Here is a 13410-nt window from a genome sequence, read left to right on the forward strand (position 1 = left end):
AATGCGGGCTTGATGCGGCGGAGTGACTACAAGGCGGATTAAGAGTGGCGCGGCTTCAGGCGGGGTATCCGCGGAACCGGCAGACCCGACTGCCAGGGTCTTCTGTGTCGCGGCTCCACCATGCCCCGCCGTTCGCGGCTGGCCCCGACCGTGATCATGATGCCCATGATCGCCATGCCGACGATGAACGGATAGATCATGAAGCGTTCATACATGCCAGGCGCATTCGTGCCGTGCCACAGGACCCAGCCGCCGAAGCCCGCGATGATCGCTAGAAGGATAAACGCGAACACCCAGTAAGTGCGCTTGAACCACAAGACGCTCATGGAGATGAGCCACAAACACATGCCGATCCCGAGCGCGACAACGGAGCTGTCGTGCACTTGACGGATTACGTTCTCGGGAACAAGCCCGATGATAGTCAAAGACACGCCCGTTAGTGCAAGAAGCCACCTGCACAGGGCTGTCATCGTTCGCACAAATCCAGTCGGTCCTGCTGAACCCCGAAGAACCGCGTGGGGATCTGGATTCCTCCATTTTTCGTATTCATTCCGCAGGTCGCCTGAGTGTCCCCCAACCCACAGCACGGGTGAGGTGATCAGACACGAGGTCGCGAACAAGCCGATGCCGATGGAGACGAAGGCGAGATCCATGGCAACGAATGAGTGCGTGCAGTTGGAAGCCGAAGCTACTGCGCATCCGGTCGCCCCCAGGTCACTGACGACGTTCGTGCCGTAGTTGTAGGGCTGAGCGCCGGTCCAGTCATAGTGGACGGCCCACTCGAACACAAAGAACAGCGAGGCAGCCTTGGCGGCCCAGGAGCCGACCATGTGGCGTGAATCGTTGACTGTGGGGTCACCACCCTCCGACCAGCCGTCGAGCAAACCGATGGCACTCTTGAAACCACTCATGGCAGCGATTAAGGCCCGAGGCCGATCGGATTACTAGAGGAGGTGCTACGCGGAATGCTGGTAGTGACCTACTCGCAGCGCTTGCTGACTGTTCTTAGCTAATGACCGGAGCCATTTCGACGGCGATCAGCGCACCTCAGGGGGCATGACAGCGAAAATAGGCTTGCGGGTTGCCCGGCCGGCTGCGTTTCGCCTTCGCACCGGCTCAGGTGCTTAGACATGGGTCCGGGCCCGGAATGAATCCGGACCCGGCTTGATGTCTTTCCCCGGAGTGGGTGATCAGTTGCCGGAGAGGTAGTAGCCGGCCACGTCGGCGATGAATTGGGTCGGGCCGGAGGAGCGGTTGAAGAGCATGACTTTTCCGTCAGGGCCGACGGGAACCACAACGAGGTTCGGAACGATTTGCCCCGCGCTGAAGTTCACGTTCGATGCGTTCGGGGTGGCCGTTCCGGAGGGGTATGCGGTGGCAAATCCGAAGGAAGCCGCGTTGGCAACCGTCAGATTGAAGACGACAGCGGAGACTTTCGCGGGGATCCCGTTCACCCCGCCGACCTGGAAGGACACGGTCGAATCGGTCCCGACTGCTGCGGCGGTCCGGGTGTCCAGGAACCGGGCCGGAGCCATCGGCTGGAAGGAACCGGGAGTGTTCGGAGTGCCGTTCAAGTAGTAGCCGGAGACGTCGGCGAGCAATTGTGTGGCGCCCGCGGAACGGTTGTAGAGCGTGACTTTTCCGTCGGCACCGACAGGGACGGTGACAAGGTTAGGAACGATTTGCCCGGTGTTGAAGTTCACATTGGATGCATTCGGGCGGGCCGTCCCGGAGGGGTATGCGGTGATGAATCCGAAGGAGTTCGCTTCGGCCACCGTCAGGTTGAAGACGACGGCGGAGACGTTGGCCGGAACTCCGTTGACGCCGCCGACCTGGAAGGACACGCTGTTGTCGGCGGGGACTGCGGCGGCGGTTCTGGTGTCCAGGAACCGGGTGGGCGCAATGGGTTGGAACGCGCCGGGGGTGCTTGCCGTTCCTGCCAGGTAGTAGCCGGAGACGTCGGCGACCAGTTGGGTGGCGCCCGCGGAGCGGTTGTAGAGGGTGACTTTGCCGTCGGACCCGACCGGGACGGTGACAAGGTTCGGCACGATTTGCCCGGTGTCGAAGTTGACGTTGGACGCGTTCGGGCGGGCGGTGCCCGAGGGGTACGCGGTAATGAATCCGAAGGACTTGGCTTCAGCCACTGTGAGGTTGAAAACCACGGCGGAGACGTTTGCGGGTATGCCGTTCACGCCGGCGACCTGGAATGAAACGGTGGAGTCCGGGGCGACCGGCGAGGAATTCCGCGTATCGAGGAAGCGCGTGGGGGCGATCGGGATGAGGGCGCCCGGGGCCGCGGCAGTGCTGGTCGTTCCGCCGACCTTGATCACCAGATCGTCAATATACTCGTCGCCCATCTGCGTCAGATGCTCGGCCCCGAGCTGCACCGCTGAGACGCTGGTCGCGGTGGTGACCACCTGGTTGCTGGAAAAGACGGAGGTGCCGTCCAACCAGACTTCAATGGTGGAGGCAGCCCCGTTGGCTATGACATGCATTCCGACGTGCCGCCAAGCGTTCAGCGGTATCGAGCCAGGCACCAGTTCGGTGTAGTTGAAGCCCGTGGAGGACGTTACTCTGAGCCACAGTTGGCCGTTGCTGTTGTAACGGTAGATGTCCACGAACCTGGTGGTGTCGAAGAAGAACCGGAAATAAGGGACGTCGTTTCCGGCGACGCCTACTGTGGTGATGTTGAACCAGGCGTCTGCGTAGACATCATTGGAATTTGCCGGGAGCGTGGTCACCAGGTTGGCTAGGGACCCGGGGTCCGTGGTCACATGAAGGTGCGCCGAACACGTTCCTGTGTGGGCTTGTGTGTTGTCGATGGTTGCCGTCCCGGTGGTTCCGGTGTTGACGGTAAACCCGTCCAGGGTACCGGATTCGAAGTTGTTGGCCACGACGGTTGTCCCGGGGTAGGCGTTTGTAGGTGCAGGGGTACCGGCTGAACAGGCGGTCGGCGAGGGTGCCGCAATTGCCGGAGCGGAGACAAAGGCAAGCGCCATGACGGGCACGGCGAGCAAATTGATGAAGCCCAACCTCAGCAGCCGTTTCACTGATCTGTCCTCCTGTCTGGGGCCGAAAGGACTTCAATCGTGCTCCGGCCCGGACCTGCGGGTATTGCAGCTTCGGCGACCAGGCGGCCCATAACCCGTCGGCGGGCACGCGGGTTATGGGCCAGGACCCCGAATATGACATCGAAAAGCCATGGCACCATGACGGCGGTTACAACTGCGTTACCGGCTCACGGTCCGGTTGGGAGCCGGCTGCCCTGCGGTTTCAGGGGTGGACGTTGTAGACGTCCGGGCCGAAGGTGTGTTGGCCCGCTGCTCCGGCGTAGCCGAGGCGGGGCAGTGAGAAGATGTCCTCGATAGTCGCGAGCAGGCTGTAGTGGTTGTACATGGTTGACGTGCTGGTCCCGGGACTGGTGAAGGGGGAGAGCACCAGTGCTCCGACGAGGCCGCCGGCGGTGCCGCCTGGAAGGCCGGAAGGCCCGGTTGCGTTGCCGTCCGTTTCGTCGAAGGTGATGATGAGCGTGCCGTCCTGCCGGTACGCCGGGGAGTCGAGGATGGCCGGAACCTGTTCCTTCAGCCAGGCGTCGGCACTGACCAGCCCGCCCGGTTCTCCGTCGACGCAGGGGCTGTCGTGGCCGTCGTGGCAGAGGTTGGGACTGATGTAGGCCAGGTTCGGGGTCGTCGCGATGTTTTGCAGGTCCGTGGCGAGATTGCTGTAGTCCACGACGTTGTTTTGGCAGTCCGGGGAGGAAGTGATGCTGCTGAAATAAACGAACGGGTTGTGGCGGGTCGCGTACTGATCGTTGATTTTGGCGTTCTGCGCATCGTCCCGGGCTCCTGGTTCGGGGTGCCGGCAGGGGGTGCCCATGTCCTCCATGTAGGCTTTCCAGGTTTTTCCCGCAGCGCTGAGTTGTCCGGCGACGGTCGGGACGGAGGAGGGGTACAGGCAACCCGTTCCGAGGACCTGTCCGGGGGCAGCGGTTCCTGTCTGGGTGAACGGGGCGTACGTCGTACAGTCATTGCGCGTCATCGGGTTGGATCCCTGGCCGGAGATCTGCGCCAGGTAGTTGGGGTTGGAGTGGTGGGCGATCCCGTAGTACCGGGTGAGCAGGACGCCTTGGTTGCGCAGGGTTCCGGAGAGGTAGGGGGCGGCCGAATCCGGTCCCCAGGTCTTGGCGTAGCTTTCGTTTTCCAGATTGATCACGAAGACGTGCCCGATCTTGCCGGCCGCGGCTGTAGTGCCGGTGTCACCCGGCGACGTTGTTGGCAGCCCGGGGGAGGCGGATGTGGTGGCGGCGGGTTTGGAGACCGGCGCGCCCGGCCCGGCTGGGCCCTGGCAGGCCGTGGTGAGGGCGATCAGGACGGTCAAGAGCACCGGTGCAGCCCGCAGCCGGCGGGCGCCCGGGGACCTCATGCCGGATCTCATCCTGAGTTCCATCAGATCTTGTTCCCTTTCGGTCCTTTGGCACACTGTCGCATACGATGATCGGCCGGGCCACGGTACCCGGCTTCGGGTTCCCTGTGAATCCGCGGGCCAGGCTGTGAATGCGGGGGCTGCTGTCCTGCCGGGCGGCGGGGCGACCCGGCGGGAGAGCGGACCGGGCCTTGTTCCGGGGTGGATCTGCCACCACACTGGGTGCCATGCACAAGGACGGACAGCGCAGGGGCAAGGGCGCGGGGACTTCCCGCCAGGCGCGCACGGCGATCGTGCTTGTCGCGGCGTTGGCCCTGATCCTGAGCGGATGCAGTCTCGGCGGACCGGCCGCGCCGGGGCCGTCCGGGGCAAGCGGAGCGGCCGGACATACGCCGGGCGCCACGCCGTCAATGAAGGCACAGCCGGACCCACGGATGCCGGTGGGGGACTTGCCCGGATGGCGGCAGGTGTTCAGCGAGGATTTCACTGAAGGGAACGTCCCGGTGGGGAGTTTCCCCGGTCCACTGTACAGCGCGAAGTGGAGCGTCAACTATGTTGACGGGACCCCGGACACGGCCGGCCAGCAGAACGGCGGCAGATCCGGGTACTATCCGTCGAAGGTGCTCAGCGTCAAAGACGGTGTCCTCGATATGTACCTGCACAGCGAAAACGGGGTCTCGATGGGGGCGGCTCCTGCTCCGAAGCTTCTTCCCGGCAATGGCCGGCCCTATGACAGCTTGTTGTACGGGCGGTATTCTGTCCGGTTCAGGTCCGAATCGTTGCCCGGGTTCAAGACGGCGTGGCTGCTGTGGCCCGACAGCGGCGTGTGGCCGCGCGACGGGGAGATTGACTACCCCGAAGGTGATCTGTCCAAGACCTTCTACGGAGCCGTCCATCAGGCGGGGTCGAACCAGGACATTTCCCACAATATCCAATCGGGGGCACGGTTCACTTCCTGGCACATCGCGACAACCGAGTGGAGCCCGGGCAAGGTGGAGTTCTTCCTCGACGGTGTGTCGATCGGCGTCAGCACAGTCGGCATTCCCGCCGGAAGGATGCATTACATCCTCCAGACCGAATCGTGCCTGACAGGCTGCCCGGCACCCGCAACGGCCGGGCATCTGCAGGTGGATTGGGTGGCGATCTGGGCCAAGGAGTAAACGCATCATCGGCGTTCTGAGCGCAAGGATCGTTTCCAACACGATTGCACCGGGGCAGGCGTCAGGGCGTGGATCGTCGCCGGCCGGTCTGTGAAGTGACCGCGGACACCGGCCCCGTTCTCCGGAAGCGTCTTTCGGCCGCGGCCAGCGCCCCCAATGTCATCACAGCCAGGCAACAGACCGCAGCCGACGGGTACCAGAAACCGGTGAAGAGCATTGCCGTCGCGAGCAGGATCGCCATGGCAAGACTGAAGCTGACCGCTATTGCCACTGCCAGGGGGATCACGTCGATCCCGGTTCCTTTTCTGATCCGGGCGGGATTCAGGACGAGGATGAGCGCGGTCCCCGGCCCGGCGAGCAGGAACAGCCCGATGACGGTCAGGCGCAGGATCTGCGGGCCGGCGAAAGATAGCGGGATCGCCGACAGTGCCGTTGCGGCGACGAGGGCGCTGACCTTGCTGGCGTTGCTGTGCTCAGATGCCATGTGGTGCTCCCGGTAGGTGGTAGATCTCTCCGCCGGCATTGCGGAACTCCATTGACCAGCCACCCTGGAGGGCACACCTGTCGATGAGGTGTTCCAACCCCTCGGCGGGTCCGGTGTTGAGTATTTCGGCGGCGTGGATTTGGCTCGCGGTGACTATCAGGTAGGCGCCCGTGGACGGGACGAGTTCTGTAATCGATGCGCAGCTTGGAGGCGCGTCCCCCGGTTTTGCCGGTTCGGCCTGAAGGAGGGTCTCGTACCGGTATCCGGCGTAGTCGTTGAATCTCCACGCCGTGTCGTGGACTGCTTCGATGAGGACCGTACCGTGGGGGGCGATCGAGTACAGCCGGCTGGCCAGTGCGATCTCGTCAGGGGTAAAAGTCTCGATGGCGTCATTGCCGTACCGCGCGGTGACCGTGCTGGTGGCGATGACGGACCCGAGCAACAGTAGCGCGCCCATGCGGCGCGCGCCCGGCGGTTCGGGACCGCGGGGCAGGAGCGGAAGCACGACCAGGCAGGCGGCGAAGGGGAGGCTGAAAAGGTAGATGCGCAGGAGAAGTTCGCCGCCGTAGGACTGAAGCGGGAACATGACAAACGGGGCCACGGTCCCAAGGGCGGCCGCCAGCCACGGCCTGCGCGACCGCCGTCCCTGCAGGCTGCCCAGTCCTGCGAGGAACCAGATGACGGCTGCCTCGGCGAGGCGGGAGTACACGATGAACTGATGGGCCGGACTGCCACCGACCCTGTTGAGCAGCGATGCAGATGCTGCGGCGTTGATATTGCCCAGGGACCCGAAGAGAGTCTGCAAGTGACCGAGCAGGAACGGGGTGGCTGCAAAGACCAGCCAGCAGACCGGAAGGAGCAACGCCAGGACCGGCAGAAACCACAGGCGGCTGTTTCCGCTGAGGGCCAGCAACCCCAGGACAGGAATAGCCGCGAAAGGCGTGAGCTGGTGGGCGACGGTCATTCCTGCCAGCAGCACCGCGCAGACCGCGGCCAGCACGATATAGCCGGTCCTCGACAAGTCCAGTTTCACTGCTGCAGGGCGTCCGATTTCGACCCGGCGGACAAAGCCGCGGATACGGCTGGATAACTTGCCTGTCCGCTTCCAGGGCCACCCGGGGAAAACCGTCAGGACGCAGGCGAGCAGGGTCAGCAACAGCAGTAGGGCGCAGGCCTGCGGGGAGAGGTAATCCTGCCCCACCCAGCTGGCTAGATAGAACATCCACACGCCCGCCCAGGCCTGCCTGGGATTGGACGAAAGACGCAGGGCCAGCGCCAGCAAGGCGGGCAGGAGCAGGACATTCACGCCGATCGGTGCCCACGTGGCAGCCCACGTCAGGTCATGGACACCTGTGGCATCGGAAAGTATCGCGAGGAGACCGAAAAAGCCCGGCCAGTTGAAATACGCGTCCAGCTTTCTGTTCAGGCCCCCGGACTGCGAAATGTAGTCGGCGATGCCCAAATGGCGGTAGCTGGCTTCCAAGCGTGGCAAGTCGTGAATGATCGGGTCGGCCCCGTGCAACACAATGATCAGCACGAGAAGTTGAACGACGAGCAACCAGGGGCGAAGAACCTTCAGGCCCAGGGAACCGACGAAACCGGCAAGGCTCATGCCCAGGGCAACAAAGTAGGTGGGCGGCAGCACCTGGATCAGACCGGCACCCCCGATATCCTGCACGTTCACGGTCTTCAGGGCCCACACACCCAGGACCAGGGCGGCCGCCGCCATCGTTGCGAACATGACCGGGGCTCTGGGATTTCCCCGGTCCGCCAGGTGCTGGGCCGGGCGGGGCGCCGTCGGACCGGTCTCGCTGATCGTGGCAACGCCGACGTCGGACCGGTCCACCCGGCGGGTGGAGGACTTCCAGGGGCTTTGGACCACCATCACTGCGCCGGCACTCCGTGCGTGCGCGGTCCGGCTGTCCGCTCACTGGCGTGGCTGTCCGGTGCCGGCGGCCGGCGTCGGGCAAACCGGTGAAGCCGGCCCGCGGCGATCAACGCCGCGGCCAGTTGGGCCGCCAGCCAGAGCACGGAGATACCGGTCAGGCCGTACTGCTGTGCGACGGCCGGCGCCGGGGCGAGCGCAAGAATGCACGCGGTGATCGCGACGATCGAGGATTCGGCCAGTCGTCCGGTGGAGCGGCATACCCCGTAATAGACCTGGGTGACACAGGTCAACATCAAGGCGGGGACCAGGACCGGCAGAAGCACCCAGGTCGACGCGTAGCGCGGGCCCAGCAGCGGCAGCAGCAGCCACCCGGCCGCCAACAACAGCACCCCGGCAAGGGCTGTGAGGAACAGGCTCATCTGCAAGGCCCTCCGGATCAGACCCGGGCGTGAGACGGGCTGGGGACCGGAGGTGTCCGCGGCGATGGCTGCCTGGAGGGAATAGCCCGCTGACTGCGGTACGAAAAAGATCGCCGAGGAAAGCATCCACACGACATACCAGGCCGCGGCTGCCGAGGTGTTCAATGCCGCTGCCACGATCAGGGGAAGGACATAGCCGGGGGCACGATCGGCGAGCATCAAAGCATACTGGCGCAGGCCCGGACCCAGTACTTTCACCGCTTCGCGGGCGTTGAGCCGGGTCCAGTCCGGAGCTGCATCGGAGCGCCTGAGTTGGCGCACCCCGAACACGACGCTGGCCAAAGCGCCGACGGCGACCGGGGCGACGACAGCGGCCGGCTCCCGGTAGCCGGCAATCACGAAGACTGCCAAGGTGCCGAGCTGGAACAGGGCTTGCACGAGGCTGCGGATCAACGCTCGATCGGCGCGTGCCTGCGCGACGGCGATGTGGTCAAGCTGAAACGCGACGGCAGCCAGGAGCGCAGCCGCGAAGAAGGCGGCAGTCATGGCCGGATCCTGCCACGCCGTGCCAACGCCGGAACCCAGGAAGGACGTGACCAGGACCAGGCCGCCGGCACCGAGCAGCGACGAAAAGACCACCGCCGCCATGCTCGCCGGGATGAGGGTCCGGCCGCCGTCCTGCTGGGCCGGCAGCAGGTTCAAGGTTGCCGGACCGATTCCGAGCATGCCCAACTGCACAGTGAGTAAAGCAGCGGAAACCACGGCAGATGCCAGGCCCAGACGGTCCGGAGACGTAGCAAGGGCCGCCATGGCCCAAAACAGCAGCCCGGCCGCCATCGGTGCAATACGGGCTGCGGCCAGCCACACAGCGTTCCCGCCCAGGGAAAGCCCGTTCGGGGGAAGTTTGAGCAAGGTGGCGCACATCGCACGATAGTTATGAAAGGCGAAGCCGGCCCAGTACGGGAGGAACTTCGGGGCAGTGGCCAGAGAGATCACAATCCCGCGCACGGTGGCCAGCAGAGGCAGGAAAGCCAGCCATCCTGCCCGGCGTGGGTGCTTGCGCATGGTCCTCGCCAGACCGGACCCGTCCTGGAGCCACTGGTCCTGCGCGTACTCGAAGCTGTCTGCGAAGCGGTGCCTGACAAAGGTCGTGGCCGAGACCCCGATCCGGTACCCCGCGTCCTCAAGCCGGATCCGGAGCTCGATGTCCTCCCCGGACCGGAAGCTTTCATCGAAACCAGCCTCGAGCAGCACGCGACGGCGCATGAGCGATGCGCTGACCCCGAACCATGAGCGGACCCTGCTGTGATTATGGTGCCAGGCGAGGGCCGCTCCCCAGTAGCCCGCGCCGTCGGGCTCGCTGACGAGACCGAACTGCAGACCGTCGAAACCACCCGACTCGAATTCGTCCATCAGGTGTTCGAGGGCGCCGGGCGGCACAATGACGTCGGCGTCAATGAGCGCTACAAGGTCCGCGCGTGCTGCCCTGGCGCCGAGCATGCGCGCTGCGGGCAGGCCGCGTCCGTCGTCGGAGATGATGACGGCCCCCAACGAACGGGCAATCTCGACGGTGGAGTCCTGGGAGCATCCGTCAACGACTATGACTTCGCGGGGATTCTGGGCGATAACAGACCTCAGGCATCCGTCCAGCCAGTTCGCTGCGTTGCGTGCCGGGATTACGACCGAAATGTCCAGGACGCTACCGGCCTGGACATGCTTGCTCATGCCCGGCCTTCCACCATGGATACGACAGTGGCCGAGACATGATCGGACGTCCGGTCTGCCGACCATGACGCGGGCAGGCGCAGCAGGAAGCACGGCACCTCGCCCAAGCCCCGGGCAATGACGGAGGTCTTCGCCGAAAAATGGTCGCTCAGGGGTACCAGCCCCGTGGCTCCGAGTGCCTCGATGAGGCGCCGCGAGACCGATGGCAGCTCCGAATGGAAGTTTCCCACGATCCTTGATGCCATCCAGGCGTTCGAGCGCCGCTCGAGCCTGGCCTCCGAATCGTCGTAACGTTCGAGGAAGATCGCGAGCCGGAGAGGCGCTGACTGCGCGATCTTGTCCGCTCCAAACACCTCGGCAGGGTGGACCATCCGGTGTTCGGGGGACCACCGGCGGGTGAACGCGGCGGTCCGTGGATACCTGACGATCACCGGGTGGACTGCGGTGGCCAGGTTGCTCACGGTCGAGGTCAGCCAGCCAGGCGCGAGGGGCTTGCGGACACCCTGGAACAGCTCCGGGTAGATCGGCCGGTGGTGGGGTTTGATGAACATGGGTTTCGCGTAGGACAGCAGATCGCCCCGCCCGGTGAGGAATCCCCAGTCGTCCGCCATGAAGCCCACGCCGGGCATGGCCATCAGTTTCGCCACCGTACTGGTTTTCCCCACGCCGCCCCATGCCGGGAGCAGGACGCCGGATCCCCTGAAGTCCACGATGGCCGCGTGGACCATCGCGGTGTCCTGTTGGATGCACAGGTGGTCCAGCAAAGGCACAACCGCGGTCAACAGTTCTCCGGGTCCTTCGACGGCGAATCCGCGTTCCGTCCGTACGATCCGTACCCGGTCCTCCGGGAGGAACAAAGAATCGTCCGTATAGCGGTAGGCGTCCTCGGCGCGTGATTGAGCGGGAACACCGGTGATGGTGCCGCTCACTTCCAGCTGAACAGCCGAGGCAGAAGGGCCCAGGAAGGGCCCGAGCATATCGCGCAGCTGCGCCTCGCCCGGCGTGCCCGGTGCGACCTTGAGGTCGACGCGTCCGTGCACATCAAACACGGATGTCGGTAAGGCAGTGGTCTGTTGACTAGTCATTGGTCCCTGCCTCCGCGCCGTCGGTCCGGATGCGCCGATAAAGAAACACGGTCCCGGGCTGGCGCCGGCGCGGCGAAGAGGCCTGCCACAGGCTGTTCAGGTAGCCGACGGCCGTGACAGCGAGGACTGCTACCACCACTCCTGCCCGGGCGACTCCGCCGGGGTCCCCGCCCTGCCCGAACGAACGGAGCCCTCTGAAGACTGCGCGGGGCAGTACACGGCGGACATACCGGCGTTCCGGTCCAAGGATTTCGGCACGGCCCGAAAGCCGGGTGACCTGGGCCTTGGACACACCTTCGGACCATGCCCGTGCCAGGATGTAACGCAAGGTGCCACGGTTGGCCGGCACGTGATGCAGGACCACTGCCGCCGGTTCGTAGACCACCCGGGTGCCAGGGGCGTTGATGGACGCCCGGATGCACATCTCGGTCTCCTCGCAGCCAAGAGGGCGTGCCCCTTGCCTGCCAAGGGAGGCATGGAAACCTCCGACCTGTTCAAACACCTCATGACGGAAGGACATGTTCGCGCCGATGACGTTGCGGACCTGGGTAGCGACCCGTGGCAATCCCCTGTAGGTGCACCCTACGATCCAGTCGAGTTCTTCTGGAAAGTACGCCGGCCTGCCGGATTCCCAAACAGGTTCAACCCGTCCTCCCACTGCCAACACATCCGGGTCGTCATAAAGAGGAACGAGCCTGGCCAGCCAATCCGAGGTTGCTTCGGCATCGTCGTCCAGGAACACGACAATCTCGCCGGTGGCCGTCTGCACCCCGGTGTTCCGGGCGCCGGAAAGACCTGTCGGTCCGGAATTCTCAACTACTTCCACGCCCGTCACGGCTTCTGCCAGACGAAGGTACAGGCCCCTGTTATGGTCAACGACGACGATGACCTGCTCAGGCGGGAGCGATTGCTCAAGTACTGAGCCGATCCCGCGCAGCAGAAGATCCCACCGGTCCTCGGTGAAGCAACAAATCACGATGCTGACACTGGGTCCCGCCATGCTCCCGGGCATCTCAGTCATCCCCCAGGACCGTCAGGACCGTTTTCGGGTCGGTAGGTAGATGCGGAAGCCTTGAATCGGGGTAGCGGTATTTCACCCGTCGAAGGGCTTCCGGCCTCGCCCCCGCCGTCGGAGCATCCCATCCGAGGCATTCGCGGGTCAATGTGCGCAAAACCCGCCAGCCATCGTGGAACGTCTGGAGGTTGGAATTGCCCGAAATGCGCGTCAGCTCATGGCTAGGGACCTCGGCGATCAGCAGTCCGGCCTGGGCTGCCCGGGAAATCAGCTCCGTCTCTATTTCGAACCCGTCGGACTTAAGCTCGAGGATCTCCAAGCACTCCTTGCGGAACGCGATGTAGCCATAGCAAAGGTCCGAGAAATTACAGTGCAAGGCCCTGTTCGCGAGCCTGGTGAGCGCGCGGTTGCCCAGGTTCCGCAAGCGCGTCAGGTCATCCGATCCGCCGCCGGTGACATAGCGGGAGCCTTTGACGAAATCGTAGTCGTGCTGCAGGGGTGAGACGAACCACCCGATTTCCCTCGGGTCCATGCTTCCATCCGCGTCCAGCATGACGATGATATCCCCCGTGGCTGCGGCGAAACCGGCCCGCATGGCGGCGCCTTTGCCGGCCTGCAGCTCGTTCACCACGACGACGTCGAAGCGCAGCGCGCGGGCGACGTCGATAGTCAGGTCCTCGGACCGGCCATCGACGACAATCACTTCGTCAACGTACGAGGGCATTCGCCTCAGCACCCATGGAAGATTCAGCGCCTCATTCAACGTAGGGATCACCACGCTGATTGAGGCCGCCGGGAACGAAGCTCCCGCGACCGAAGATGCCGGGTTCCGCTCAGCAGCCCTCTCCAGATGCTCGATGGACAACCAGCTCACCCCCGCCCACCGGTGCAAAATGCATACCGGCAACCAGCTGATCGGTATGCCGCTTGCCGACCTGGCGGTCGCCGGGAAGACGCGTCTGCGTAGCTCATGACCGAACCTCGATCTCACTGACGATCTACGCACCAGGACAGGTGCAGTAGGCACGAGCTTGAAACCGCGCCCGTTACAGCCCCGTTACAGAAACCGCTTCAGGCAGGCGAGCAGTGGACGAGCAAAGTTCAGCACAAGAATTTCCCGATCCAAGCATCTGGACGCAAGTACCGGAATCGGGATGTCCGTAATTTTGGTTGCTCAAGACAAGTACCGATTACTCGCGCGCCGCGGGGCCG

Annotated in this window: 10 protein-coding genes; 1 reads left to right on the plus strand and 9 read right to left on the minus strand. The window is 64.4% G+C overall.

Annotated features, from left to right (window positions below; all coding sequences use genetic code 11):
- Positions 1–38: 38 nt before the first annotated feature.
- The 3 genes from E1809_RS17510 to E1809_RS17520 all read right to left on the minus strand — a co-directional run bounded on the left by E1809_RS17510 (position 39) and on the right by E1809_RS17520 (position 4422).
- Positions 39–911, minus strand: a complete 873-nt coding sequence (locus tag E1809_RS17510) for a DUF998 domain-containing protein (protein ID WP_133205521.1) — start codon at positions 909–911, stop codon at positions 39–41.
- Positions 912–1190: 279 nt separating this feature from the next.
- Positions 1191–3050 carry a hypothetical protein gene (locus tag E1809_RS27110; protein WP_205754234.1) on the minus strand — a complete coding sequence of 620 codons (1860 nt, stop codon included), beginning with the start codon at positions 3048–3050 and terminating at the stop codon, positions 1191–1193.
- 223 nt (positions 3051–3273) lie between these two features.
- On the minus strand, positions 3274–4422 hold the full coding sequence (locus E1809_RS17520; RefSeq protein ID WP_133205522.1) for an alkaline phosphatase family protein: 1149 nt from the start codon (positions 4420–4422) through the stop codon (positions 3274–3276).
- Positions 4423–4649: 227 nt separating this feature from the next.
- On the opposite strand from E1809_RS17520, the gene E1809_RS17525 reads away from it, so the two are divergent.
- Positions 4650–5582, plus strand: coding sequence for a glycoside hydrolase family 16 protein (locus E1809_RS17525; protein ID WP_235835664.1), 933 nt, complete (start codon positions 4650–4652; stop codon positions 5580–5582).
- A gap of 61 nt (positions 5583–5643) precedes the next feature.
- Here E1809_RS17525 and E1809_RS17530 read toward each other — a convergent pair whose 3' ends face one another.
- The 6 genes from E1809_RS17530 to E1809_RS17555 are packed head-to-tail and all read right to left on the minus strand — an operon-like array spanning position 5644 to position 12976.
- Positions 5644–6066 carry a hypothetical protein gene (locus tag E1809_RS17530; RefSeq protein ID WP_205754235.1) on the minus strand — a complete coding sequence of 141 codons (423 nt, stop codon included), beginning with the start codon at positions 6064–6066 and terminating at the stop codon, positions 5644–5646.
- Entirely contained in the window at positions 6056–7951 is a 1896-nt protein-coding gene (locus tag E1809_RS17535) for a hypothetical protein (RefSeq protein ID WP_235835668.1), read from the minus strand. Before E1809_RS17535 ends, E1809_RS17530 begins: the two co-directional genes overlap by 11 nt.
- Positions 7951–10098 (minus strand): glycosyltransferase, encoded by a 2148-nt coding sequence (locus E1809_RS17540; protein ID WP_133205523.1) that lies wholly within the window; start codon positions 10096–10098, stop codon positions 7951–7953. The genes E1809_RS17535 and E1809_RS17540 overlap by 1 nt, the downstream gene beginning before the upstream one ends.
- Entirely contained in the window at positions 10095–11183 is a 1089-nt protein-coding gene (locus E1809_RS17545) for a hypothetical protein (RefSeq protein WP_133205524.1), read from the minus strand. The genes E1809_RS17540 and E1809_RS17545 overlap by 4 nt, the downstream gene beginning before the upstream one ends.
- Complete coding sequence (locus E1809_RS17550; protein WP_235835665.1) at positions 11176–12204, minus strand: glycosyltransferase family 2 protein; 1029 nt, start codon at positions 12202–12204, stop codon at positions 11176–11178. The genes E1809_RS17545 and E1809_RS17550 overlap by 8 nt, the downstream gene beginning before the upstream one ends.
- The gene (locus E1809_RS17555) at positions 12197–12976 is read right to left on the minus strand and encodes a glycosyltransferase family 2 protein (RefSeq protein ID WP_235835669.1); all 780 of its coding nucleotides are present in this window, start codon (positions 12974–12976) and stop codon (positions 12197–12199) included. The genes E1809_RS17550 and E1809_RS17555 overlap by 8 nt, the downstream gene beginning before the upstream one ends.
- Between the last annotated feature and the right edge of the window lie 434 nt (positions 12977–13410).

Origin of the sequence: Arthrobacter terricola (genome assembly GCF_004354015.1) — a bacterium.
Lineage (GTDB): Bacteria > Actinomycetota > Actinomycetes > Actinomycetales > Micrococcaceae > Arthrobacter > Arthrobacter terricola.